The sequence below is a fragment of the Natronococcus sp. CG52 genome, assembly GCF_023913515.1.
Taxonomy (GTDB): domain Archaea; phylum Halobacteriota; class Halobacteria; order Halobacteriales; family Natrialbaceae; genus Natronococcus; species Natronococcus zhouii.
Genome location: NZ_CP099391.1, coordinates 222337 through 246185, shown reverse-complemented (window position 1 = coordinate 246185; position 23849 = coordinate 222337). Strand labels below are relative to the sequence as shown.

Below are 23849 nucleotides of genomic sequence, written 5' to 3'. Positions count from 1 at the left end.
AGCTCTGCTGCGACCGTAGTTCAAATCCCGCCTCGGGTGTCTTCTTCGGCGAACAATTTCGACGAGCACCGCGTAGCGTGTACTCGTCATCCGTGAACGGAAAGACGAAATGAGGGATTTGAAAATAAAGAGTCGCATGTCCGGACCGGTCGAACGGTGCGCGGTTCGAAGCGAAGCGAGAACCGCGAAAAGCGAACGGCGAAGCCGTGAGCAAGTGAGACCGCAGCCCGGAACGTCTCTGCCGGGTTCAAATTCCACCTCGAGCGCGTTCTCAACTCTTGGTACTGCCGAATAATCTGAGGAGGCGCTCCAGGGACTCATTCAGTGTGTTCGGGGAGAAATCATATACCGTTGTCAGTTATGAATGACTGACGAGCAATTCGAAAGCCCAGGGGGACGAGACAGAAGCCAGAATAATTTCACGATTTATCGCAAACGGCTACAGCGTCTCCATCCCCTTCGGAGATAACGATAAGTGCGATCTACTAGTGGACGACGGAACTCGGCTCTACCGTGTCCAGTGCAAAACGGCGTGGCAGAACAAACCACAGACGATTCGATTCAATACTCACTCACAGACGACGAAGAATGGATCATACTACGAACAGACGTACGACGATGCTGTTGATGCGTTCTGTGTCCGGTACCCGGAGACAGACCGGCTGTACTGGATTCTCATCGACGAGGCAACGAAACAGAAGATGGAACTCCGGTTTGAATCGAGTGTTGACCATCCCTCGATTAATTGGGCAACTGACTACGAGTTCGACGGTCATATTCCGGAATAGGCTAATTCCGTCTACTCGAACCACCCGTCCCGGATCGACTCCCAGTACGAACGCAATCGGTCAAACCAGTTAGTGCGAGCGTAGATCAGATCCTAATATATTAGTACATTCGCGGTACCTCACTACGTGAGACAGGTCGGCGACTCCTCGCAGCGGGACGCTGCTCGAGCGAGCGTCGACGATCGCTTACCCATGTCCGAGCCGATCACCGTCCTCGTCGTCGACAACGAACCGGACTACGCGGAGCTCGCCGGCACGATGCTCGAACGCGAGCGAGAGGAGATCGTCGTATTTGCGGCGACCGACGCCACGGAGGCGCTCGAGATCCGCGCAACGCGTGACGTCGACTGTATCGTCAGCGACTACGAGATGCCCGAGATGACCGGACTCGAGTTGCTCGAGCGCGTTCGCGAACAGGAGCCGAAGCTACCGTTCGTCCTCTTTACCGGGAGAGGGTCAGAAGAACTCGCGAGCGAGGCCATCGCCGCCGGCGTGACCCAGTATCTGCAGAAGGACAGCAAAACGGAGCAGTACACCCTGCTCGCGAACCAGATCACGAACGCGGTCTCCCAGTATCGCGCCGAGACGGAGCTTCGACGGAGCGAACGCCGGTACAAGCGGACGCTGACGACGCTGCACGAGACGACCCGGGATCTGATGCGTGCGGAGACGAAGAGCGAGATCTATCGCGTCGCGACCGACACCGCTGCCAAAATTCTCGACGTCCAGGTCGCCGCAGCTTACGCGTTCGAGCCGGAGGAAGGCGTCCTCGAGCACGCCGCCTCGACGCGGTCGTCGCCAGCGTTCGGCGACCCCGACGTAACGATCGAACGAAACGGCGGACTGGTCTGGGACGCCTTCTCCGCCGGCGAGAGTACCTACTACGAGGACGTGATGCGCGAGGACGGCGTCGAGGGAACTCAGCCGCTGAGTCGGAGCGAACTGATCGTTCCGCTCGGAACCCACGGCGCTCTGGTCGTCGGATCCGGGACCGTCGACGGCTTCGACGAGACGATGACCGAACTGGTGCACATCCTGGGAGCGAACACCGAAGCCGCACTGGACCGGGCGGAACGCGAGCAGTTGTTGCGCGAGCACGACCGGACGCTCAGCCGACAGAACGAGGAGCTGACGCGACTCAACCACCTCAACGAGATCGTCCGCGAGATCAACCACGGCATCGCTCAGACGACGACTCGAGACGCGATCGAGACGACGGTGTGTGACCGGCTCGCAGACACCGACCGGTATCGCTTCGCCTGGATCGCCTCGAACGACACCGAGCCGCCCGAACCGACGAACTGGGCCGGCGTCGATGCGGCGTACGTCGATCGCATTCGCGACGACGGTACCGACGCGCCGGAGAGCGTACTCGCCCGAGAGACGCTCGACTCCGAGCAGGTCCGGGTGGTCGAGAACGTTCTCGAGATCGACGGCTGGGGCTGCCGGCGAACGGAAGCGCTCACCTACGGCTACCAGACGGTGCTCTCGGTGCCGCTCGTCGACGACGAGCGGCGGTACGGAGTGTTACTGATCCACGCCGACGGCGTCGACACCATCGGCGACGGTGAGCGCGAGGTCCTCGCCGAACTCGGTGAGACCATCGGACACGCGATGCGGTCGGTCGAGCGAACGCGCACGATGCACACCGACGGAACGCTCGAACTCGAACTCGCGTGTCGCGACTCCCGACTGTTGATCAACCGACTCTCGGACCGACTCGACGAACCGGTCTCGGTCGTGGGCGTGGTCGAGCGGGCGGCCGACGAGACCATCGCGTTCGTCTCGGTTCCGACGGGACCGGAACTGACCGCACTCGAGTCCGAGTGGGCGTCGGTCGAGCGGCTCTCCGTGCTCTCAGCGGGCGAGGACGAGACGCTGTTCGAACTGACCGTGACGTCGACGCCCTTCCTGAACGTACTGCGGACGTACGACGCACGGGTGCAGACTGCGACGGCCCGAGCGGGAACGACGACGATTACGCTCGAGGCGCCTCATCAGGTCGACGCCCGGTCGCTGATCAAGTCGCTCAGGGAGGGATTTCCCGAGACGGAGCTCGAAGCCCGTCGGGAGACGACGAGCGCGCGATCGTCGAGGCGATTCGACGCGCGCCTCGAGGAACGACTCACCGACAAGCAGTTTCAGGCGCTGCAGGCCGCCTACTACAGCGGCTTCTTCGAGTGGCCCCGCGAGAGTACGGGCGAGGATCTCGCGGACACCCTCGGCGTCTCACCGCCGACCTACCACTATCACCTGCGGGCGGCCGAACGGAAACTCGTCACGCTGGCGTTCGACGACTACTCTAACTGATTAGTATGCTCCGTTCAATGTATACAAACAGTTAGAAATTATATTTAACTCCCGGTAGCGCCTACCGGTAAGTGGCGATCTGCAATCGACCGTCGCCACCCCCAACCCCCCACCCCACTTTTACCGAGATCGGCGGGTAGAAAGAGGTAGGTCGCGGTGAGCGTAGTGCGAAACGTCCGCAGAGGAATGCTACTGTTCCTGTACTGACGACCGACCGCTTCGGTCCTCCCACTCGATCCACTCCTGTTCCCAGCCGGTGCGTGATTCCGCGCGCTGTCTGGCGTACTCGCGGTCCTCGCGAGCGGTTCGGTTCCGTTCGACGGCACCGGACTGTTCGCCCTCGACCAGGAGCGGATCGAAGGAGACGGCATCGAACCGGGCGACGGTTTCGCCGTCCTCGAGCGCTTCGAGGCGCTGGCGGTGCGTTCCCCGCGGAAACACCAGTCGGCCGCCGTCGGCGAGCTGGGTCAGCAACGCGCGTGGCGGCTCGACCGCGGCCGCCTCGAGCAGAATTCGATCGAACGGCGCGTACTCGGGGAATCCCTGTGCGCCGTCGCGCCGGTCGACGAGCACGCCCTGATAGCCCGCCGCTGCGAGATTTCGCCGCGCCTCGACGACGAGCGGACGGGAGATATCGACGGCGTGGACGTTCGTCTCGCCGACGAGTTCCGCGGCGACGGCCGCCGTGTAGCCGATGCCGGCGCCGACGATCAGCACGTCGTCGCCGTCTTCGGCGGCGAGCGCCTGGAAGAGTCTGGCAACCGTACTCGGGGAGAGGACGCGGGTTCCGAGGACCTCGTGCTCGCGATCCGCGTAGGCGGTCCGCTCGTCCTCGAGGAACGCGTGGCGAGGAGCCTCTCGCATGGCGACGGCGACAGCTTCGTCCGCGAGAACGTCCTTGGCCGGGGACTCGAGCCCGTCGACCATGTCCTCTCGCAGTACCGCAGGGTCCATACACGGACTAATCCATCAGACGTAATCAAACGCGCGCTCGCGCCTGCACCGTGAACGCCCCTGACCACCGCTTACTGGCCGCGCATCTGGACGAATCGAACGCCGCCGTGCGTGCTCCGCTCGAGGCCCCCATCCGGGCGTTTCTCGGCCAGCACGAGCGTCTGGAAGCCGCTGCCGACCGGTGCGAGCAGTCGGCCCCCTGGACGGACCTGCTCGACGACGGCTTCGGGGAGTTCCGCGGTCGCACACGTGAAGTACGCGGCGTCGTACGGCGCGTGTTCGTCCCACCCATCGCGACCGTCTCCGACGCGAACCGAGACGTCGCCGTAGCCCGTCTCCGCGAGACGATCGCGCGCCTTTTCGGCGAGATCCTCGCCGTACTCGACGCTGAAGACGTGCTCCGGGCCGACGATCTCGGCGGTGACGGCCGCGTGGTAGCCACAACCGGTCCCGATCTCGAGGACGTCCTCGCCCGGCTCGAGTTCGAGGCGATCGGCCATGATCGCGACCATGTGCGGGGCGCTGATCGTCTGTCCGTCGCCGATCGGTAGCGGCCGATCCTCGTAGGCGCTGTCCCGGCGATCCGGCGGGACGAACGCGTGGCGCGGGACCGCCTCGAGCGCCCCGAGGACGCGGTCGTCGTCGACCCGCGAGGCGACGGTCCGGACCATCCGCTCGCGTGCGGTCTCGTAGTCCTCAGCGTCGTCGGAGCCGTCGGAGCCGAATCGATCGAACATGCTCGAGGGTACTCGCTCGCCGACAATAGGCTGTGGGGCACTCGGTGAAAGAGAGTAATCGTTTGGCAAGCGGAATCGCCGAGAACACCACGAAAGCCCCTGCCGTCGTCCGGTCAATGGGCTCGCTGCGCGCGTTCCCTACCGGTCACGTGCTTGCGTCGCCCGTCTTCCCGGACGGCGGCAGCCCCTTTCATTCCCACCCGCGGTGGCTCGACCGGCCAGCCGATCCGGGCGGGAATGAAAGGGGCTGACGCGTTCGGCGAAGCACGACGACGCGAGCCGAGGCGCACAGCGAGACGCGCGAGTCGAGCGCGTCAGGGGCTTTCGTGGTGTACTTCCCCGCGTCGTCACCAGTTGCGACGGAGGACTTACGATCCGGAGAAGAGCACCGTTTTCGGCGAAATCCGCGTTTGGGTCCGTCTGACCCACAACGACCGCGTACCGTAACAGACGATCACCAGGCCGACCAGGCGCTGGTCTGCTGGTCGTAGGCGTAGACCCGTTTGAGGTCCTTCGCGACCGCCCTGTCGCCCTCCATCTCGTACCGGTCTCGGTCGTACCCCGAGGCGTCCTCTCGGACGACGAAGGCGTCGATCTCGAACTCGTCGTCGCCGAACGTCTCGGTCTCGCCGACCTCGAACTCGTAGTCGCCCGGCACGTGGACGGCCGTGCTCCGACTGTCCTCCCTCGAGCCGTCCTGCGGGTGGATCGTGACGTTGACCGCGACGTTGTCGACCTCGCGGGTCCAGACCGTCTCGATCTCGTCGGCGACCCCCTTCTCGGGGCGTTTCTGTCCGTCGAGTTCGACGCTCGTCACGCGAACCGTCGACAGCACTTCGTCGGTCTCGAGGATGAACTCGTCGCCGGTCTCGACCGTCTGGTCCTCGGGGACCGTGACGTTGGCCGTGAAGGACTCGCCGCCCTGGGAGACGACGACGTCGAGGGTGACCTCGCGCTGGCGCTCGGGCTGGACCTTGTGGACGTGGCTACACTCGCTACAGCGAACGGTGAGATCGCCGCCGCCTTCCGTCAGTACTTCGTGGACCGTCTCGAGGTCCGGCGAGCACGACGGACACGGCGCCGGGATCCGATCTGGAACGTCGTTCATAACGCGTCGTAAACGCCACGGGCGTAAAAGGCGATTGGACCGCGTTCGGGTTCGGAACACTCGAGTTCTCCGCAGTGAACTCGTCCGTCTCGGGGTCGTCCGTCGTGTCGTCCATCTTCGGTCAGTCGATGGCGGCGAAGAGGGAGTTACTGTCCCGGGAGGTCGATCGCCTCGCCGTCCGCGTACACGGTCGGCTCTCGAATGATCCCATCGAGGTGGATCGGCGCCTCGACGTCGCCACCGATCCCCGCGTCGTCACCGATCGCGATGTGGACCGTACCGCCGGCCTTCTCGTCGAGCAGCACCGAGCCGACGAGTTCGGTGACCGCGACGTTGGTTCCGATCCCCAGTTCCGCGAGGTTGTAGGCCGCGTCGCCGACCTCGTCCGCGGCGTTCTCGACCGTTTCGCGGATCTCGTCGTCCGAAATCTCGGTGACGAGACCGTCTTCGACCTCGAAGGCCAGCGTCTCTCCCTCCTCGAGCAGTCCGTGGGGCATCATCGTCCCGTCGACGACGAAGGTTCCCTCGGCGGTCTCCGGGCTGACGAACACCTCGCCCGCGGGGAGGTTCGACATGATCCCTGGCTCGTGAACGATACCCGTGTCCGAGAGGAATTCCCGGTCGCCGATTCCGAACGCGATGTCGGTGCCGGCGGGCGCCGTGACGCGAACTTCGTCGGCGCCGTCGACCTGCTCGCGGAGCGTCGCGGAGTGGTCGGCGATGGACTCGTAGTCGGCGTCCAGTCCCGTCGTGAACACGTCCTCGGTGATCCCCGGCAGGGTGGCAACGCGGGCGCCCGCCTCGTTCGCGTCCGTGCGTGCGCGAGTGTGACTCAGGCTCTTCGTCGTCGGCGCGAGAACGACGTCGGCGCCGGCCATCGCCGCCGCGACCGGCGCCGGCGGTTCGCCGCCGTGGGTCTCACCCGGCGGATAGCGGACGACGACGGCGTCGTCGGTGATTTCGCTCGCAACGTCGTAGATAGCTTCGCCGATCGGTTCCCGTTTATCGTCCGTGACGACGGCACAGGATTCGTCGGACTCGAGGGCGAGACACTGTCGAACGGCGGTCTCGGCCGCGGTTCGGAGGTCGGACATACTCGACTCTGGGTCCAGCGAGCCGAAAGGTCTTGCCTTCGCTCGTGGCAGAATCGGGACGCCTTCGTATCCTGGTATGCGACCGGTAACGGGTCGTTCGGCTCGATCGCACAGAGTTGGCGTCAGATTTCCAACCGGGGAAGAACGAGTTGTAAACGGCGCCAGCTCCCGCTCGAGCGATCGAGCGAGGTCGATCTCAGTTCGCGCCCTCGAGCACCTCGACCGCGACCAGCGGTTCACCCGTCAACGCGCGGACGTAGGCGCCGCCGGCGATCGAGACGTGACCGAAGCTGTCCTCGTCGAGCCCGTACATCTCGATCGCGCGCGAGGTGTCGCCGCCGCCGACGACCGAGAAGCAGTCGGTCTCGGAAATCGCCTCGAGCACGGAGACGGTACCGTCGGCGAAGCGCTCGTCCTCGAAGACGCCGAGGGCACCCTTCACGAAGACGGCCTCCGACTCGCGGACGAGGTCGGCGTACTCCTCGGCCGTGGCGGAGCCGACGTCGAGGTAGGAGGTGTCCTTCTCGAGGCCGTCGACCTCGGCCTCGGCGCGCTCGCCGTCGTCGTCCTCGTAGGCGAGGTCGCTCGCGAGGTGAAGTCGGTCGCCGTACTCCTCGAGGATGCGCTCGATCGTCCCCCGGTGGTCATCCCACTGGTGGTCGAAGAAGTCGGTTCCGTCGACGTCGTAGCCGACGTCGTGGCCGTCGGCCCGCAAGAAGAGTTCGCCGACGATCCCGCCGAGACAGAATCGGTCGACGGTGTCGTCGACCTGCTCGATGACCGGGATCAGATCTTCCGCCTTGGTGCCGCCCAGCGCCATCGTAACGGGACCGTCGAACTCCCGTTCCTGGATCGCCGAGTTCGCGGTGTACTCGGTCTCCATCACGCGGCCGGCGTAGGCGTCCATCACGAGCGGGAAGCCGACCAGCGAGGCGTGCGAGCGGTGGGCCGCCGAGTAGGCGTCGTTGACGTAGGCGTCGAACGCCGGCGCGAGCGTCCGGACGAACTCGGTGTCAGCTTTGACCTCCGGGTCCTCTTCGGGGAGTTCGTCGTCGCACATCCGGGCGTTCTCGAGGACGAGCAACTCGCCTTCCTCGAGGTCGTCGATCGCCGCGAGGGCGTCGTCGCCGTACGTGTCCGCGACGAACTCGACGTCCTGTTCGAGGTGGTCGGCGAGAATATCGGCGTGGCCCTCGAGCGAGACGAAGGTGTCCCGGCCGGGCCGGCCCTGGTGGGCGAGCAGCGCGACCGCGTGGTCGTCCGCGAGCAGTTCGCGCAGCGTCTTCGTGTGACGAGCGAACCGTCGATTGTCCTGGACGACGCCGTCTTCGACGGGTGCGTTGATGTCGACGCGTACCAGCAGTCGCTGTCCGGACTCGAGGTCGTCGATCGTCTTGAACATACAGGAACGGCGCGCCGGACGCGCTTAAAATTTTAAAGTGATCAGTGAGCGACCGTCTCGTCGGCTTCGAGATCCTCGGACTCGGCGGCGACGTACGCCGCGAGGTCGAGCATCCGGTTCGAGAAGCCGTACTCGTTGTCGTACCAGGTCAGGACCTTCACGAGACCGCCCTCGAGCGCCATCGTCGACTCGAGGTCGACGTACGAGGAGAACGGCATCCCCACGATGTCCCGGGAGACGATCTCCTCGTCGGTGTAGCCGAGTACGCCGGCGAGTTCGTTGTCAGCTGCGTTCCGGATGGCGTCGGCGATCTCCTCCTCGGTGACGTCGGCTTCGAGGTCGACCGTGAGGTCGGTGATCGAGCCGTTCGGAACGGGAACGCGCATCGCCATCCCGTCGAGTTTCCCCTCGAGCTGGGGAAGCACTTCGGTGGTGGCGATCGCGGCGCCGGTCGAGGTCGGGATGATGTTCTCGGCGGCGGCACGTCCGCGGCGGCGCTTGTCGAGCGGGCCGTCGACAAGGTTCTGCGTGCCGGTGTAGGCGTGGACCGTCGTGAGCAGGCCGGACTCGATGCCGAACTCGTCGTCGAGCACCTTTACGACCGGTGCGACGGAGTTCGTCGTACAGGAGGCGTTCGAGACGACGTCCGCGCCGTCGTAGTCCTCGTGGTTGACGCCGTAGACGATCGTCTGGACCTCCTTCTCGCCCTTCGGCGGGGCCGAGATCAGCACCTTGTCGGCGCCGGCCTCGAGGTGCTGGGCAGCTTCGTCGTGGGTCCGGAAGATGCCGGTCGCCTCGAACGCGACGTCGACGTCCAGTTCGTCCCACGGAAGCTCGGTCGGGTCGCGCTCCGAGCAGAGTCGGATCTCCCGGCCCTCGACGGTGAGGGTGTCGCCCTCGAGCGAAACGTCGTCGAGACGACCGTGCACCGAGTCGTACTGGAGGAGGTACCGCATGTCGTCGTTGTCCATGACGTCGTTGATCGCGACGATCTCGACGTTATCGTCGGAAAGCGACGCTCGGAGGACGTTTCGACCGATTCGCCCGAACCCGTTGAGTCCGATACGTAGCGGTCCTTCGAAATCTCCGTCCGTGTACGAATGTTCACTCATATGTGAGTACTAGAGAGCCACGATTAAATCACTTGCCCCTTGCGAAATGTTGATGGACGATCGGGAGAAATTCCAGCGTACTCGATCGACGGAACGGCAACGCCCGTTCGCACGACTATGAACGTTTTCTTATGTATTTGAATCCCTACGTGTGTACGCACTAGCACGGCCCCACCTGCCGATTTTCGTCAAACAACTCAATTACGAGTTAACATCTATCAGATTCTTGCAAAACAGTTATGCCGGTTGGCGGTGGACGTCAACGCGTATGCTCCGGGTCGGAATCAACGGCTACGGCACCATCGGAAAACGCGTCGCAGACGCCATTCGAGCGCAACCTGACATGGAGGTTGCCGGCGTCGCCAAGGTCAGCCCCAACTACGTCGCCGTCGGGGCGACCGAGGCCGGCTACCCGCTCTACGCGGTCGACGAGGATCGCGCCGATGGGTTCCACGAGGCCGGCCTCGAACTCGCCGGCACCGTCGACGAACTCGTCGCCGAGAGCGACATCGTCGTCGACGCAACGCCCTCCGGTATCGGTGCCGAGAACCGCCCTCTGTACGAACGCCACGACACCCCCGCACTCTTCCAGGGTGGCGAGGACGCCACCATCGCCGAGGTCAGTTTCAACGCCCGTGCGAACTACGACGAGGCGACCGACGCCGACTACGTCCGCGTCGTCTCCTGTAACACGACGGGGCTCTCCCGGTTCGTCGCCCCGATCCACGAGGACTACGGGATCGAGAAGGTTCGAACGACGCTGATCCGCCGCGGCGGCGATCCGAACCAGACCGGACGCGGTCCGATCAACGACGCGGTTCCGGACCCCGTCTCCATTCCCTCTCACCACGGTCCCGACGTCCAGACGGTCTTCCCCGAACTCGACATCGACACCATCGGGCTCAAGGTACCGACGACGATGATGCACGTTCACGCGGTGAACATCACGCTCGAGGAGAGACCCGGCAGCGTCGAGGAGGTCCGCAACCGGCTCCGCGAGGAGGACCGCCTCCTGTTGATCCCCGAGTACGCCGGCATCGACGGCGCCGGCACCCTCAAGGACCTCGCGCTCGACGCCGGGCGGCCGCGCGGCGACATCTGGGAGAACTGCATCTGGGAGGAGTCGATCACCGTCGAGGGTCGAGACCTCTACTGTATGCAAGCGATCCACCAGGAAGCGGACGTCGTCCCTGAGAACGTCGACGCGCTCCGGTCGGTTACGGGACTCCTCGACGGGCCGGAAAGTCGCGCGCTCACGAACGAAACGCTCGGAATCGGTCTGCAGCGACTGGGTACCGCCGAGGAACGGGCCGTGGATCGACAGACCGCAGACTGAACTGTCGGGGAAAGTTTTTGGCCGTCCCGTACTAACCACCAGCTATGCGACGAGACGACCGCGACGAACCCTTCGACGACCTCTTTCGCGAGATCGAACGGATGATGAACGAGATGATGAACGGTGCCGACGTCGATTTCGACTCCTCGGGCGCCGTCGACAGCGGCTTCGGCATGGACACCCACGTTGATATTCACGAAACCGACGACCAGATTCGCGTCGTCGCCGACCTCCCGGGCGTCGAGAAGGACAACATCGACCTCGAGTGTGACGGCAAGACGCTCACGATCTCCGCACAGAGCGACCACCGCCAGTACGACGAGCGCGTCTCGCTCCCACATCGTGTGAACGAACATACGGCATCGGCGACCTACAACAACGGCGTCCTCGAGGTCGTCTTCGAACCCGCAGAGCAGTCCTCGGGTATCAGCCTCGAGTAACGCGGCCGTCGCGGTCACGAGCGGTTTTTCTCGCTACCGCCCGCTCTCGAGCGGATCGCATCGGCCAGCCGATCGTAGAACCCGAACTCGTACTTCGTCGCCTCGTCGATCGTGGGCCGGGCGTTCGTTTCGTTGACCACCAGCCGATCGTTCGCCTCGAGCAGGTCGACGCCGAGAAACGGGATCTCGAGTTCGGCGGCGACCGATTCGGCCAGTTCGCGCCACTCCGGCGGCAGATCGACGCCCGTCGCCTCGGCCCCCCGGTGGACGTTGTGTTTCCACTGCCCCTCGCGGACCGCGTCGTCCGGGAGCCGGCGCTCGACCGCGCCCGCGTACTCGCCCTCGAGGACCATTACGCGATAATCGGTCGCCTCCGGAAGGTACTCCTGGACGAGAAACGACTGGTCACCGGTCGCCCGGTAGTCGTGGACCAGCGAGAGGTAGTCACAGATGCCCAGAAACGAGTCCAGGTCGTGGGCCTTCGCGACGCCGACCCCCCGGGTCGTCGAGTTCGGTTTCACGACGACCGGCGGTTCGAATCGGTCGAAGACGTCGACCAGCTCGCCCTCCCCGACGTCGTTAGAGACGTACACCGACTTCGGAACCGGCAGGTCGGCTCGCTCGAGGCGGGCGATCACTTCCGCTTTGTTCCGCGATGTGAGCACCGTCTCGTGGTCGTTGAGCCACGGAATCTCGAGCAGCGCGTCGGCGACCCCGCCCTCCATCAGCCGGCCGGGATAGACGAAACCCACGTCGTAGTCGCCCGCCGACCACGGCGCGTCCTCGCCCAGCGGGACTACTCGCTCGCGCACGGGCACGTGGTGTACCCGAATACCGCGCTCCCCGAGCGGGTCGCGCATCCGCCGGAACGTTTCCTTTTTGTTCGCGACCGCGAGATCGATCATGCTCGAGCATCGGGAACAGAGACGCAAAAACCTGCATGCCTCGACAGCGAAACTCGACTACACGTCGACGGCCGGGAGCGGGTTCCGAGCGCTGCGAGGAACCCGCGACCCGGGGGAGGGCAGGCGGTCTCCCTTTTATCGACCGCGAGCGAACGCAGTGAGCGAGCGGGCCGACGACTGACGTGGAGAACGCTATGCGTTCGGAACGGAAGGAGGAGTGTCCTCGTGAGCGAAAGCGAACGAGGGCTCGGAAGACGCGTAGCGTCTTCCGGTGCTTTTGGTCGAACTTTTACCGAGTGACAACGCGTCGTGGAGCGGCACCGCCGCTCCAGACGCGAAACGAACGTGGTTCGAAACGCCTTCGGCGTTTCGTCATCACGGAAGACGCTACGCGTCTTTCGAACGACAGAGTAAAAGGTCGTTCGTCTTAGGCGACCAGCTTCTCTTCGCCCTTCTCGACGACGATGCGACACGGCGGCGAGATCTTGTTGTACGCGCGGCGGAACGCTTCCTTCGCGAACTCGGCGTCGTCGAGGTCACACCAGATCGTGAAGATGCGCTCGCCCGCGCCGATTCGCGCGGCGGTGCCGACGATCTTCCCGAAGGACTGTCGCATCCCGTCGGAAACGCGGTCTGCACCCGCACCCGTCGCCTGCTTATTCTCTCGGATGACGTGGTGGGGGAACTTCCGGAGGATCATCTTGTAGTTGCCCTCGCCGGCGTTCTTCAGCATGTAGCGGTTCGCAGAGAGGCGCGAGGCCTCGAGGCTCCCGTGACGGATCTGGACCTCCTCTTCGGTGACGAGGCTGATCTGAACCGGGTAATCCTCGGGATCGGCGCTGACGTCGCCCATCTTGTGCTGCGCAATCTTCGAACCGGGGATCCCAGTAATGTACTCGCGGCGCGTGTAGGCCGGCTTACTGATCTCCCGGTACATTGAGGCAGGTTTGTCTGACATGGTTGTGGTTACTTACGAAAACGCAGGCCTACCGTGCGGATAAAGCCTTCGAAGCGCCGCGTCCAGCAGCTGTCGGCCTCTCCGATCGTCACGGCCACTCGAGGCGGTCGCTGGTCAGGGTGAACTGACGGCGGACACGTCGAGGACAACTAATAATTCAGTCGCGCGGAACGTACACGTCGCCGTCCTTCTCGACGAGACCCTGTCCCGAGAGCGAGTTGAGGATCGAGAGGACCGCGATCTTCTTCATCGCCAGCGCCTCGTTCAGGTCGGTCGCCGTCGCACCTCCGGTAGCGTCGAGGTAGAGGTAGACGAGTTTCCCCTGCGGGGACTCGAGTTCGGCGGGGATCGATTCGAGCGGTTCGGTGGTGAGTTGCTGTTCCATCATCGTAGTAGGAGCCACGCCAAACCCACATATAAATCTGTGGTGCATTTGGGTAATATTGACTAATGGATATTATTGTGATTATATGAACATGCATTCCGCGCCGAGCTGGAGGTGTACAGATTAGAGCACAGTATTAGCGTTTTCGACCGTTTTCTGGCTGTGAAGAGAGCCGAGGCCAGTGAGAGAACCGAATAGACAACTACCGAATACCACCGACTACTCTTTGATTCGACCCGTTCACCTCGACAGGCAGTCACGAGTTCCTGATGGTTAATAGGGTTTAATCTGGATTTGAGAATTGTATAAGGAGTATTAATTTCGGGAAGAGAGTCGAGAGTCGGCGACGCTCACCTCCTCCGATTCGAACGTGCTGGTCGACGGAAGGCGCGTCGTCGCGGTCCGCTCGAGAGCCACAGATCGGTTCGAAGCGGTCGAAAGATGCCGTTCCGCGCGCTGGGGGCGCACTTAAGGTTCTGCCACCGATAGCATTTAACATGATGAAGAGTTTCCGGATCGGCTCCCTGTTTGGGATTCCGATCAAGCTCGACCTCACGTTCTTGCTGGTGCTTCCACTGTTCGCGTATCTCATCGGCGCTCAGATCGGAGACGTTGCAGATATTCTGAACGTTACCCTCAGCGCAGGGATCGACGTCGGAGACGTGACCGGCGGGTTGAACCCGTGGATACTCGGATTCGTCGCGGCGGTCGGGCTCTTCGTCGGCGTCGTCCTCCACGAACTCGGCCACTCGCTGACGGCCCAGCGGTACGGCTTCCCCATCGACTCGATCACGCTCTGGCTGTTCGGCGGTATCGCCGCCCTCTCGGAGATGCCCGAGGACTGGAGGCAAGAGCTCACTATCGCCATCGCGGGGCCGATCGTCTCCGTGCTGGTCGGCGTCGCCTCCTACCTGCTGTTTCTCGTCACGCCCGAGACGTTCAGCGGCGCACGGTTCGTCCTCGGCTATCTCGCCGTGCTCAACGTCGCGCTCGCGGTCTTCAACATGATCCCCGCGTTCCCGATGGACGGCGGGCGCATCCTCCGGGCGCTGCTCGCTCGCGGCAGACCGTACGCGCAGGCGACCCAGCAGGCCGCGGGCATCGGAAAGCTGTTCGCGATCGCGATGGGACTGTTCGGGCTGTTCGCGTTCAACATCATCCTCATCGGCGTCGCCTTCTTCGTCTACATCGCCGCCTCGAGCGAGGCCCAGCAGGTGACGATGAAAGCCGCCTTCCAGGACGTCACCGTCGCCGACATCATGACGCCTGCGAGCGACCTCCACACGGTCGATCCGGACACCTCGATCGCCGACCTGATCCAGCGGATGTTCACCGAGCGCCACACGGGGTATCCAGTCGTCGAGACCGGCGGCGTCGATGGCGACAACGGGCGACTCGTCGGACTCGTCACGCTCACGGACGCCCGCGGGATCAAACCCGTCGAGCGAGACGCCTACACGGTCGAAGACGTGATGACCACCGACCTGAAGACGATCACTCCCGACTCCGATGCGATGACCGCGATCGAACAGATGCGAGAGAACGATATCGGCCGGCTCCTCGTCGTCGATAGCGCGACACAGCGTTCCGCCGACCGTGCGCTCAACGAGACGGCGCGCGAAGAGGACGGCGACCTCGTCGGCCTGATCTCCCGTTCGGACGTGATGACCGCGTTCGACATCGTCCAGCAGAGCGGTTCTCTCGAAGCTTCGAGAAAGCCGCAAGCGGCCGATTGAGGGCCGGTTCGAGTGCCGGATCCAACATTCTTAACCGCGGCCGAAGCCGAGAGACCGTCGATGCCACCGGCCATCGAGACGACGGACCTCGTGAAGGAATACGGTGACCTGCGTGCGCTGCAGGAGCTCTCGCTGACCGTCGAGGAGGGCGAGTTCTTCGGCCTGCTCGGTCCCAACGGAGCGGGCAAGACGACGTTCATCAACACGTTAGTCGGCCTCGCCCGCAAGACCGGCGGCGAGGCGCGAGTCTTCGGCCACGACGTCGAAGACGAGTACCAGGAAGCACGGAACGCGATCGGCCTCGCCCCCCAGGAGTTCAACGTCGACCGTTTCTTCCCCATCCGCGAGGTCCTAATGCACAAGGCCGGCTACCACGGGATTCCCGAGGAGGAAGCCGCCGAACGGGCCGACGAGGTCCTCAAACGGGTCGGAATCTACGACAAGCGCGACGAGCGCTTCGACTGGCTCTCCGGCGGGATGAAGCGGCGACTGCTGCTCGCCCGGGCGCTCGTCACCGATCCGGACCTGCTCATCCTGGACGAGCCGACGGCCGGCGTCGACGTCCAACTCCGCCACGATCTCTGGGAACTCGTCACCGAACTCAACGAGGAGGGGACGACCGTGCTCCTGACGACGCACTACATCGAGGAGGCCGAGCGCCTCTGTGACCGCGTCGCGATCATGAACGAGGGCCAGAAAGTGACCGTCGCGACGCCCGACGACCTCAAAACGCGCGGGACCGACACCGTTACGGTTCGTCTCGAGTCCTCGCCGGCCGTCGCGCCCACCCTCGGCGAGTACGCCCACGAGACGACGCTGTCGGGCGACCACCTCGAGGTGCGCGTCGACGACGGCGGCTCGACCGCGCCGCAGTTGCTCAACGACCTCGAGGCCGACGGCTACGAGATCGCCGACCTCGAGATCTCGCGGACCTCGCTCGAGGAGATCTTCGTGGATCTGACGAGGAGCGAGGACCGGACGGTGACGCGCTCCGGTGCGTCGGAGACCGACGAACCGACGGAGGACGAGACCGACGGTGGAGCCGTCCGCGAACAGGAGGGTGTCGCCTGATGTGGTCCGTCGGCTTCAGCGCGCTCTTTCGCCGCGAGATCCTGCGGTTCGTCCGCCGGCCGAAGAACACCTTCATGCCGCCGGCGATCACGAACGTCCTCTACTTCGCCGTCTTCGGAGTCGTCCTCGGCGGGCGGATCGACCAGATCGCGGGCTTCGACTACATCCTCTTCATCCTGCCCGGTCTCGTCGTGCTGGGGACGATCTCGAACGCCTTCGAGAACGCCTCGTTCTCGATCTTCCACGGGCGGTGGAACGAGTACATCCACGAGACGCTCACCTCGCCGCTGTCGTACGCGGAGATGGTCGTCGCCTACGTGGCCGCCAGTTCGGTCAGGGGGTTGATCGTCGGCGTCATCATCGCCGCCGTGGGCCGCCTCTTCGTCCCCATCTCGATCGAGAACGGGATCTTTCTCGTCGCGACGATGGTCGTCATCGCCGCGCTCTTCTCGAGTTTCGGAATCATCGGCGGACTCGTAGCCAGGGACTTCGACGATCTCACCGTCATGAATCAGTTCATCCTCCGGCCGCTGGTGTTCTTCGGGGCGGTCTTCTACTCCCTGACCATCCTCCCGCCGGCCTGGCAGACCGTCTCCCTGCTGAACCCGATGGTCTACATGGTCGACAGCGTCCGGTACGGGCTGCTCGGCCATTCGGACCTGCTCGAGATCGCGCCGGCGGCGTACGCCGAGTTTGCACCGCTGGCTTCGCTCGGCGTGCTCACCGCGCTCACGACGGTCGTGCTCGCGATCGACGTCTACCTGTTCAAGATCGGCTACGGACTGACCGACTGAACCCCGGCGTCAGCCGTCGTACTCGGCGACCCGAACGAGCTGTTTTCCGACGTTCTCGCCCTCGAACAGCCCCATGAACGCGTCCGGGGCGTTCTCGAGTCCCTCGACGACGTGTTCGCGGTACCGGAGATCCTCCCGCCCGATGAACGTCGAGAGTCGATCGAGCGCCTCGCCCCATCGATCCTCGTAGTCCCGGACGAGAAGGCCCTCCACGCGGGCGCGAGACTCGATAAGTTTCCCGAGCTTTCGCGGCCCCGTCGGAACCTCCGTCGCGTTGTAGAGCGCGATCTGTCCGCAGACGGCGACGCGCGAGCGGACGTTCAGCAGCGGCCAGACGGCGTCGGTAATCGGCCCGCCGACGTTGTCGAAGTAGACGTCGATGCCGTCCGGACAGGCTTCGGCCATCGCCCCGGAGAGGTCGTCCGCCGTCTGGTAGTTGATCGCGGCGTCGAAGCCGAGCTCGTCGGTGAGCCAGGCCGTCTTCTCGTCGCTGCCGGCCGTTCCGACGACTCGAGCGCCGCTCAGTCCGGCGAGCTGTCCCGCGACCGAGCCGACCGCGCCGGCCGCGGCCGAAACGACGACGGTATCGCCGGGCCGGGGCTCGGCGACGTCGAGCATCCCGAAGTAGGCCGTCACGCCGGGCATCCCGAGCACGCCGAGCGCCGTCGAGACCGGACCGCGATCGGGGTCGACGCGGCGCAGGTCGTCGCCGTCCGCGACCGCGTGCTCCGCCCACAGGAGGTCCCCCGTCACGACGTCGCCGTCCTCGAGATCGTCGTGGTTCGACTCGACGACTTCGCCGACGACGCCCGCCCGCATCGGTTCGCCGACGTCCCACGGCTCCGCGTAGGACTCGGCGTCGCGCATCCGACCGCGCATGTAGGGATCGACCGACTGGTAGAGCGTTCGAACGAGTACCTCGCCCGGCCCCGGATCGGGACGGTCGACGGTCACGAGGTCGAAGTTCTCGTGGCTCGGCTCGCCGGTCGGGCGGGACGTCAATCGCCACTGTCGCGTTTTCGCCATACGTTCACGAGGTGGCGACGACGGGTCAATATTCGGCTCGCGGAACCTCTTCGGGGAGCGGGCGTACCCGTCGCAAATTCCGAACGAAAGGCAACCGTTTTGATCGCGGTGCGTGGCTACTCACGTATGAGCGGCACTGACGACGTTCTGCTCGAGTTGCTCGAGGGAAACGACAGGCACGTCGACGAACTGCCCGCCGACTACTTCGCCGAGGTACAGACGGGGCAGCGACCGAACGTCGTCTCGGTCTGCTGTTCGGACTCGCGGGTGCCACAGGAACGGATGTGGGGCGTCGATCACCCGGGGGCGGTGTTCACCCCGAGTAACATCGGAAATCAGGTCTGGGACGACGACGATGGCGAGCGGATCGTCGACGGCGGCGTGCTGTACCCGATCCACCACGCGGGAACCGACGTGGCAGCCGTCGTAGGCCACACCGGCTGCGGCGCCGTCACGGCGGCCTACCGGGTGGCGATCGGGGGAGAGAACCCCGGGCCGCAGGGCGTCGACAAGTGGGTCGAGATGCTCGTCCCCGTCGTCGAGGAGGCCCTGGAGAGCGACCTCGTCGACCCCGCAGCCGACGAGGAGACGGTGATCAACCAGCTCGTCGAGTACAACGTCGACCACCAGGCCGCGTTCCTTCGCGAGTCCGACACCGTTCCCGACGATACCGACGTCTACGGATTCGTCTACGACTTCCAGGGCGTCTACGGCCGCGAGCACGGCCGGGCGTACCTGGTCAACTACAACGGCGAGACGGACCCGACGGTAATCGCAGATCGGATCCCCGACGAGTACGAGACGACGACGCGCAGCCTGCTGTACTGAGTCGTCGCGATCGGTTCGAAGCGAGCCGGGAGACCGCAGCGGCAGACCCCAGTAGCCGCCCGTATCACTGTAACATCGCCCGCATCGCCTGGTACCGGAGTCGCTTTCGGATCGATTACTCGAGACCGAGCGGAGGGTGTCGTGTGCGACGTCTCACGTCGCACCGCAACTCGTTCGAAAATCGGATCGGCCGGGTTCGTGCTCGCGGGTCGTCTTCGTCGTTTCGTTGAGAGCGCTATCCGTGATATTAGCTAACGTAAATCATTGTTATACTACCGTATCCGTACCGGTTCGGTAACAGGTATCGCTGCCGAGTAGTGAAAACCGACGTCTTATCGTCGATACGCTTTTCGTGCTCCCGGAGGAAGAGCGTCTACATGCGAGCGTTTCTCCACTCCGACACCGGCTTTTACTACGCCGTCGGCGCGTTCACCACGCTGGTGTTCGTCGTCGCCCTCGTCGTGCTCGCGGCGATCAATCCGGGCGGCGTCGGTGCGCGTGAACTGGTCGGACTCGTCGTCGGCTTTTTCCTGTTTATGCTCGTCTACTTCGTCTCGATTACGGTCCACCGGCTGGAGGGGAGTGAGGGAGTGTGAAGGGGTATCATTCTATTTCGGGAATACTGTCTCGAGAGCCGCGGTACCCGAAGAATTCCGCACTTTCCCTGAGTCGGAGGGTTTATCCGTTTCGGCCGTCTTCGTTTAGAAGCAATGGCGAAAGGAACCGTTGATTTCTTCAACGACACTGGCGGCTACGGATTCATCGAGACTGAGGACGCGGACGACGACGTGTTCTTCCACATGGAAGACATCGGCGGCCCGGACCTTGAGGAAGGACAGGAGCTCGAGTTCGACATCGAGCAGGCCCCCAAGGGCCCGCGCGCGACGAACGTCGAGCGCCTGTAAGGCGGATTCGTAACGGTATCGGCACTTGACTGCAGTATTTTCACATTTCGTAGCGACCGCGCTGACCCGAGGGTCGGTCGGCGAGACTGGTACAACGTTTAGTGACTCCGCGACCCACCGACGGGTATGACGGAGCCACGCATCCGCCGCCGCGAGGAGATCGAATACGAGTCGGTCGGGGCCGCAGACGGTCTCGAGAAGGGCATCCTGATCGGCAACGAGCACGGCGCACCGAACTTCGCGATCCGACGCTTCGTTCTCGAGGCCGGCGCGGAGGTGCCGGAGCACACGAACGAAGTCGAGCACGAACAGTACGTCCTGGAGGGCGAGTACGTCGTCGGCGTCGGCGAAGAGGAGCACGAAGTCGAAGCCGGCGACTCGCTGCTGATCCCCGCCGAGACCGTCCACTGGTACCGCAACGAGGGCGACGAACGGGGCGCGTTCATCTGTGCGGTACCGAACGGCGACGACGAGATCGAACTCGTCGAGTAGGACGGGCCAGCTATATGGCGTCGACCCACCAATCGTCGGATCATCCGTGAACGTGCTCGTCATCCTGGGTCATCCCCGAACGGATAGCTTCTGCGGCGCGCTGGCGACGGCGTACCGGGAGGGCGCCCGCGAGGCCGGCGTCGACGTCCGCGAGCTCGCCGTCGCCGACCTCGAGTTCGATCCGGACGTCCACACCGAATCCCCCGAGGACCAGCCCCTCGAGGACGACCTGCGCGAGGCGCAGCGCGAGATCGAGTGGGCCGATCACCTCGTCTTCGTTTACCCGAACTGGTGGGGAACGATGCCCGCCCGCCTCAAGGGCTTTTTCGACCGGGTGTTCGTCCCCGGCTTCGCGTTCTCCTTTTACGACGATGACGAGGGTTCGGGCCACGAGGGACTGCTGGGCGACAAAACGGCCGAACTGATAGTCACGATGGATATGCCCGCCTGGGTCTACCGCTGGATCTACCGCCAGCCGGGGAACAACGCGGTCAAGCGCGCGACGCTCGGCTTCGCCGGCGTTCGGACCGCGCGCGTGACGAACCTCGGCTCGATCGAGGATTCGACCCTCGAGCAGCGCGAGGACTGGCTCGAGGAGACGAGGGAACTGGGTTGCAGTCTGGCCACCGGCCCGGAGTCGCGACTGTCGCGGACGACGCGGACGGCGACGACCTGGATGAAGGCCCTCCGACCGCAGTTCTATCCGATGGCCTGGATCGCCTACACGATCGGCGCGCTGGCGACGGTCGGCTCGAGTTCGGTTTTCGCCAGCGGCGCGTACTGGCTGGGGCTCGGATTTTTAGCCTTCCTCGAGGCCGCGACGGTGCTGAGCAACGAGTACGTCGACTACGAGACGGATCGGGAGAACACGTTCGCCGGGCCGTTCACCGGCGGCTCCCGAGTCCTCGTCGACGGCGAACTGTCGTTCGGGGAGCTCCGGGCCGGTATCGCCGCGTTACTGGCGGGTACCGCCGCGTTCGGCGGAGCCGTACTGCTGGTCGGGCGCGGATCGACGGCAGCGATGGCCGGAACGATGGGAGTGATCGCGGTGCTCGCACTCGGATACACGATTCCGCCCCTGAAGCTCGTCTACCGCACGCTGGGCGAACTGGACGTCGCCGTCACCCACAGCGTCGGCGTCCTGCTGTGCGGGTTCGTCTTCCTCGGCGGCGCGTGGCACGATCCGCTGCCGTGGCTGCTCGGCCTGCCGTTTTTGCTGTCGGTGCTCCCGTCGATCACCCTGGCGGGCGTCCCGGACGCCGCAGCCGACCGCCTCGCGGACAAGGAGACGGTGGCCGTCCGGTTCGGTATCGGCGGCGCCGCGACGGTGGCCGCGGCGACGGCCGTGCTCGCCGCCCTGACCGGAACAATCTGGCAGCTCCTGAACGTCGTTCCCGGCTACAGTCCGGTGATCTACCTCGGAGTCGTCCACGCGCTCGCGCTCGTCTGGTTGCTTCAGCGGCGGCTCGAGCTCCAGGCGGGCGCCCAGCGGATCGACGTGCTGATGATGACCTCGCTGAGCTACATCGCCTGGTTCGGCGTCGTGCCGCTGGTCGGCCTCCTCTGACGCGGACGGTCCCGTAACGGCCCCGGACGACGGAGTAGCACGATGACGGTGCCGAGCGCCCGTCAATCGTCGGCGGGGTCGGGCCGTTCCGCGTAGTCGGGGCGCTCGTCCGCGACCTCGTGAAGCGCGTTCGAGACCGTCCCGTGTTCGGACGCGTGCGGACGGCCGGGCGCGTCGTCGTAGCCGTAGTCGAAGATCCGGTTGCGGTTGAGGCTGAGCTTCGTGAACTCCGGCTGAAGCAGGTCGAACAGTTCGAACCGGTCCTCGAGTTCGGGGAACTGCGCCTGGTAGTCGAGGATCGCCTCCCTCGCGTGCGTCCAGAACCGCTCTTCGGGATAGTTCTCGCGCTCCTCGAGGACGTCCGCGACGTAGCGCAGCACGCAGACGAACAGTCCGCAGAAGACGAACTGGCAGAGTCCCTCCGGCGGTTCCTTCCGGAGGACGTCGTGCATCTCCTCGGGAAGCGCTTCCAGTTCGGGAAGCGGCTGATCGCTCACGTTCACGTCGTCCACGAAGTCCTTGACCGCCAGACGCGCTGGGACTCCGTCCTCGACGACGAGGATGGTGTTCTGGCCGTGCGGAGAGAACACCGTCCCGTAGCGGTAGAGGAAGTGCAGGAGCGGCGGGAGCACGGTGTCGAAGAACTCCTCGAGCCACTCCTCGAGGGAGAGCTCCGACCGCTCGACGAGACGCGAGATGTAGGGCTCGCCGTCGCCGTCGACGTGCATCAGCGCGGAGAGCGTGATCGCGCGCTCGTCGTCCTCGAGGAAGGTGTAAATCGACTCGCGCCAGACGGCGCCCAGCAGTTCGTGGTACTGGTACGGCGAACCGTCGATGGCGTCGAAATCCGCGTGGTCGTAGTTGAGACCGGCGATCTCGCCCGGCAGGACGAGCCCCTGCTCCTGGAGGAACTCGTCGTCCTCGTAGATCCCCTTGATGTACTCGGTGACCGTCGGCGCGAGCTCCGTCCGTTCGCCGGGGAGCCCGCGCCAGACGAGCGTGTTGAGGATGCGCATCGGAACCTTCACGTGGCGTTTCTCGGCGTCGTCGACGTTGACGAAGGTACGAACCGACTGCTGGGGGAGGTACTCGTCCGGGCCGTCGCCCAGCGGCACGATATCGTCGGCGGCGATGTCGTCGGGGAACAGCGGAACGATGCTGTTCTCCCACTGCCAGTCGTGGACCGGCAGGAGGTAGTAGGCGTCCGGATCGAGGCCCCGATCGGCGAGTCGGTCCCGAAACGCTCCGTAGGAATCGCCGAGTTCGCTTCGAACGAGCGAGTCGTGATCGACGTCCTCGGTGGCGACGAACGTCGCCTTCTCCTCGCGCACGGCGACCCACGAGAGCGTCACGGGCTCTTTCCGCTCGGGAGCGTACTGCTTGTAGTCGTCGTACCCCCACCCGAGCCGGCCCTTGTTGTAGGTGATCCACGGGTGGCCGTCCATCTCGCCCTCGAGGCCGGCGTAGTCGAGGTCCAGCGGATCGAACTCCTCACGGTCCCGGCGGCGAGCTTCGACGTGGGCGTCGGCCAGCAGCGTTCGTTTGTACTCGCGGACGAGGTTCCCCTCGGTGAGGCCGTCGAGATCCGTCGCCTCGCCGAGATCTCGCAGCAGGCGAAGCGGGTCGCCGAGGGGCGTCCACTCGTCGCCGTCGCGTCGCTCGACGGTCCCCTCGTGGACGTGTACGCTGTCCATCAGCCGCTCGGTCGCCTCGAAGCGGTACGCCGCGTCGTCGAGGTCGAAGCGGTAGGTGACGCGGTCGTCGCCGCGCTCGACCGCCCGCGGCGCGAGGATCTCCTCGTAGGTGAACTCCTCGAGCATCTTCGTCAGGAGCTGGCGTTCGACCGTCTCCCAGATCTCTGCGTCCAGTGCGTTCTGCAGCGTTGGGTCGTTCGGATTCAT

The 23849-nt window shown here is 64.6% G+C and carries 23 protein-coding genes; 12 read left to right on the top strand and 11 right to left on the bottom strand.

All coding sequences use genetic code 11. From position 1 onward, the window contains the following. Window positions 1–368 precede the first annotated feature (368 nt). Together NED97_RS01245 and NED97_RS01240 are read left to right on the top strand one after the other, a co-directional pair. Window positions 369–788, top strand: a complete 420-nt coding sequence (locus NED97_RS01245; RefSeq protein WP_252490667.1) for a group I intron-associated PD-(D/E)XK endonuclease — start codon at window positions 369–371, stop codon at window positions 786–788. Window positions 789–980: 192 nt separating this feature from the next. Then, window positions 981–3098 (top strand): bacterio-opsin activator domain-containing protein, encoded by a 2118-nt coding sequence (locus tag NED97_RS01240; RefSeq protein WP_252488929.1) that lies wholly within the window; start codon window positions 981–983, stop codon window positions 3096–3098. Window positions 3099–3287: 189 nt separating this feature from the next. On the opposite strand, the gene NED97_RS01235 is transcribed toward NED97_RS01240, so the two are convergent. The 6 genes from NED97_RS01235 to gap form a co-directional block, all read right to left on the bottom strand. Further along, window positions 3288–4052, bottom strand: coding sequence for a protein-L-isoaspartate O-methyltransferase family protein (locus tag NED97_RS01235; protein ID WP_252488928.1), 765 nt, complete (start codon window positions 4050–4052; stop codon window positions 3288–3290). 71 nt (window positions 4053–4123) lie between these two features. Continuing rightward, a complete protein-coding gene (locus NED97_RS01230) occupies window positions 4124–4789 on the bottom strand; it encodes a protein-L-isoaspartate(D-aspartate) O-methyltransferase (protein WP_252488927.1) in 666 nt (221 codons plus the stop codon). Between the two features lie 454 nt (window positions 4790–5243). Continuing rightward, window positions 5244–5897: an HVO_0476 family zinc finger protein gene (locus NED97_RS01225; protein ID WP_252488926.1), complete on the bottom strand. Its 654-nt coding sequence runs from the start codon at window positions 5895–5897 to the stop codon at window positions 5244–5246. Window positions 5898–6043: 146 nt separating this feature from the next. Next, window positions 6044–6991 carry an aminopeptidase gene (locus NED97_RS01220; RefSeq protein ID WP_252488925.1) on the bottom strand — a complete coding sequence of 316 codons (948 nt, stop codon included), beginning with the start codon at window positions 6989–6991 and terminating at the stop codon, window positions 6044–6046. A 196-nt stretch (window positions 6992–7187) separates the two neighbouring features. Beyond that, on the bottom strand, window positions 7188–8393 hold the full coding sequence (locus NED97_RS01215; protein ID WP_252488924.1) for a phosphoglycerate kinase: 1206 nt from the start codon (window positions 8391–8393) through the stop codon (window positions 7188–7190). A 41-nt stretch (window positions 8394–8434) separates the two neighbouring features. Continuing rightward, on the bottom strand, window positions 8435–9505 hold the full coding sequence (gene gap, locus NED97_RS01210; RefSeq protein WP_252488923.1) for a type I glyceraldehyde-3-phosphate dehydrogenase: 1071 nt from the start codon (window positions 9503–9505) through the stop codon (window positions 8435–8437). Between the two features lie 268 nt (window positions 9506–9773). On the opposite strand from gap, the gene NED97_RS01205 reads away from it, so the two are divergent. Together NED97_RS01205 and NED97_RS01200 are read left to right on the top strand one after the other, a co-directional pair. Further along, window positions 9774–10841 carry a type II glyceraldehyde-3-phosphate dehydrogenase gene (locus NED97_RS01205; RefSeq protein WP_252488922.1) on the top strand — a complete coding sequence of 356 codons (1068 nt, stop codon included), beginning with the start codon at window positions 9774–9776 and terminating at the stop codon, window positions 10839–10841. A gap of 44 nt (window positions 10842–10885) precedes the next feature. Further along, complete coding sequence (locus NED97_RS01200; RefSeq protein WP_252488921.1) at window positions 10886–11281, top strand: Hsp20/alpha crystallin family protein; 396 nt, start codon at window positions 10886–10888, stop codon at window positions 11279–11281. Window positions 11282–11295: 14 nt separating this feature from the next. On the opposite strand, the gene NED97_RS01195 is transcribed toward NED97_RS01200, so the two are convergent. The 3 genes from NED97_RS01195 to NED97_RS01185 form a co-directional block, all read right to left on the bottom strand. Beyond that, entirely contained in the window at window positions 11296–12186 is an 891-nt protein-coding gene (locus NED97_RS01195; protein WP_252488920.1) for an ATP-grasp domain-containing protein, read from the bottom strand. 427 nt (window positions 12187–12613) lie between these two features. Next, on the bottom strand, window positions 12614–13144 hold the full coding sequence (locus NED97_RS01190) for a 50S ribosomal protein L16 (RefSeq protein ID WP_252488919.1): 531 nt from the start codon (window positions 13142–13144) through the stop codon (window positions 12614–12616). 157 nt (window positions 13145–13301) lie between these two features. Then, window positions 13302–13532, bottom strand: coding sequence for a helix-turn-helix domain-containing protein (locus NED97_RS01185; RefSeq protein WP_252488918.1), 231 nt, complete (start codon window positions 13530–13532; stop codon window positions 13302–13304). A 494-nt stretch (window positions 13533–14026) separates the two neighbouring features. Here NED97_RS01185 and NED97_RS01180 point away from each other — a divergent pair, with 494 nt between their 5' ends. From NED97_RS01180 to NED97_RS01170, 3 genes are read left to right on the top strand one after another with little or no spacing between them, the layout of a single operon-like run. Further along, window positions 14027–15265: a CBS domain-containing protein gene (locus tag NED97_RS01180; protein ID WP_252488917.1), complete on the top strand. Its 1239-nt coding sequence runs from the start codon at window positions 14027–14029 to the stop codon at window positions 15263–15265. Between the two features lie 60 nt (window positions 15266–15325). After that, window positions 15326–16336 (top strand): ABC transporter ATP-binding protein, encoded by a 1011-nt coding sequence (locus tag NED97_RS01175; RefSeq protein ID WP_252488916.1) that lies wholly within the window; start codon window positions 15326–15328, stop codon window positions 16334–16336. Further along, window positions 16336–17130, top strand: a complete 795-nt coding sequence (locus NED97_RS01170; RefSeq protein WP_252488915.1) for an ABC transporter permease — start codon at window positions 16336–16338, stop codon at window positions 17128–17130. The genes NED97_RS01175 and NED97_RS01170 overlap by 1 nt, the downstream gene beginning before the upstream one ends. Window positions 17131–17139: 9 nt before the next feature. Here NED97_RS01170 and NED97_RS01165 read toward each other — a convergent pair whose 3' ends face one another. Continuing rightward, the gene (locus tag NED97_RS01165) at window positions 17140–18156 is read right to left on the bottom strand and encodes an NADP-dependent oxidoreductase (protein WP_252488914.1); all 1017 of its coding nucleotides are present in this window, start codon (window positions 18154–18156) and stop codon (window positions 17140–17142) included. A gap of 126 nt (window positions 18157–18282) precedes the next feature. Between NED97_RS01165 and NED97_RS01160 the strand changes: the two genes are divergently transcribed. The 5 genes from NED97_RS01160 to NED97_RS01140 all read left to right on the top strand — a co-directional run bounded on the left by NED97_RS01160 (window position 18283) and on the right by NED97_RS01140 (window position 21948). Beyond that, window positions 18283–18984, top strand: coding sequence for a carbonic anhydrase (locus NED97_RS01160; RefSeq protein WP_252488913.1), 702 nt, complete (start codon window positions 18283–18285; stop codon window positions 18982–18984). Window positions 18985–19361: 377 nt separating this feature from the next. Next, the gene (locus NED97_RS01155; protein WP_252488912.1) at window positions 19362–19580 is read left to right on the top strand and encodes a hypothetical protein; all 219 of its coding nucleotides are present in this window, start codon (window positions 19362–19364) and stop codon (window positions 19578–19580) included. A gap of 114 nt (window positions 19581–19694) precedes the next feature. Further along, window positions 19695–19889 (top strand): cold-shock protein, encoded by a 195-nt coding sequence (locus NED97_RS01150; RefSeq protein ID WP_005554588.1) that lies wholly within the window; start codon window positions 19695–19697, stop codon window positions 19887–19889. A gap of 126 nt (window positions 19890–20015) precedes the next feature. Next, window positions 20016–20381 carry a cupin domain-containing protein gene (locus tag NED97_RS01145; RefSeq protein WP_252488911.1) on the top strand — a complete coding sequence of 122 codons (366 nt, stop codon included), beginning with the start codon at window positions 20016–20018 and terminating at the stop codon, window positions 20379–20381. Window positions 20382–20427: 46 nt separating this feature from the next. Beyond that, window positions 20428–21948, top strand: coding sequence for an NAD(P)H-dependent oxidoreductase (locus NED97_RS01140; protein WP_252488910.1), 1521 nt, complete (start codon window positions 20428–20430; stop codon window positions 21946–21948). Between the two features lie 62 nt (window positions 21949–22010). Here the strand turns inward: NED97_RS01140 and NED97_RS01135 are convergent, their stop codons facing one another. Further along, window positions 22011–23849 (bottom strand): IucA/IucC family protein, encoded by a 1839-nt coding sequence (locus NED97_RS01135; RefSeq protein WP_252488909.1) that lies wholly within the window; start codon window positions 23847–23849, stop codon window positions 22011–22013.

Coding starts and splice junctions, on each gene's coding strand:
- NED97_RS01240 (WP_252488929.1), top strand. CDS start 981: ATGTCCGAGCCGATCACCGTCCTCGTCGTCGACAACGAACCGGACTAC.
- NED97_RS01235 (WP_252488928.1), bottom strand. CDS start 4,052: ATGGACCCTGCGGTACTGCGAGAGGACATGGTCGACGGGCTCGAGTCC.
- NED97_RS01230 (WP_252488927.1), bottom strand. CDS start 4,789: ATGTTCGATCGATTCGGCTCCGACGGCTCCGACGACGCTGAGGACTAC.
- NED97_RS01225 (WP_252488926.1), bottom strand. CDS start 5,897: ATGAACGACGTTCCAGATCGGATCCCGGCGCCGTGTCCGTCGTGCTCG.
- NED97_RS01220 (WP_252488925.1), bottom strand. CDS start 6,991: ATGTCCGACCTCCGAACCGCGGCCGAGACCGCCGTTCGACAGTGTCTC.
- NED97_RS01215 (WP_252488924.1), bottom strand. CDS start 8,393: ATGTTCAAGACGATCGACGACCTCGAGTCCGGACAGCGACTGCTGGTA.
- gap (WP_252488923.1), bottom strand. CDS start 9,505: ATGAGTGAACATTCGTACACGGACGGAGATTTCGAAGGACCGCTACGT.
- NED97_RS01205 (WP_252488922.1), top strand. CDS start 9,774: ATGCTCCGGGTCGGAATCAACGGCTACGGCACCATCGGAAAACGCGTC.
- NED97_RS01200 (WP_252488921.1), top strand. CDS start 10,886: ATGCGACGAGACGACCGCGACGAACCCTTCGACGACCTCTTTCGCGAG.
- NED97_RS01195 (WP_252488920.1), bottom strand. CDS start 12,186: ATGATCGATCTCGCGGTCGCGAACAAAAAGGAAACGTTCCGGCGGATG.
- NED97_RS01190 (WP_252488919.1), bottom strand. CDS start 13,144: ATGTCAGACAAACCTGCCTCAATGTACCGGGAGATCAGTAAGCCGGCC.
- NED97_RS01185 (WP_252488918.1), bottom strand. CDS start 13,532: ATGATGGAACAGCAACTCACCACCGAACCGCTCGAATCGATCCCCGCC.
- NED97_RS01180 (WP_252488917.1), top strand. CDS start 14,027: ATGATGAAGAGTTTCCGGATCGGCTCCCTGTTTGGGATTCCGATCAAG.
- NED97_RS01175 (WP_252488916.1), top strand. CDS start 15,326: ATGCCACCGGCCATCGAGACGACGGACCTCGTGAAGGAATACGGTGAC.
- NED97_RS01170 (WP_252488915.1), top strand. CDS start 16,336: ATGTGGTCCGTCGGCTTCAGCGCGCTCTTTCGCCGCGAGATCCTGCGG.
- NED97_RS01165 (WP_252488914.1), bottom strand. CDS start 18,156: ATGGCGAAAACGCGACAGTGGCGATTGACGTCCCGCCCGACCGGCGAG.
- NED97_RS01160 (WP_252488913.1), top strand. CDS start 18,283: ATGAGCGGCACTGACGACGTTCTGCTCGAGTTGCTCGAGGGAAACGAC.
- NED97_RS01155 (WP_252488912.1), top strand. CDS start 19,362: ATGCGAGCGTTTCTCCACTCCGACACCGGCTTTTACTACGCCGTCGGC.
- NED97_RS01150 (WP_005554588.1), top strand. CDS start 19,695: ATGGCGAAAGGAACCGTTGATTTCTTCAACGACACTGGCGGCTACGGA.
- NED97_RS01145 (WP_252488911.1), top strand. CDS start 20,016: ATGACGGAGCCACGCATCCGCCGCCGCGAGGAGATCGAATACGAGTCG.
- NED97_RS01135 (WP_252488909.1), bottom strand. CDS start 23,849: ATGAATCCGAACGACCCAACGCTGCAGAACGCACTGGACGCAGAGATC.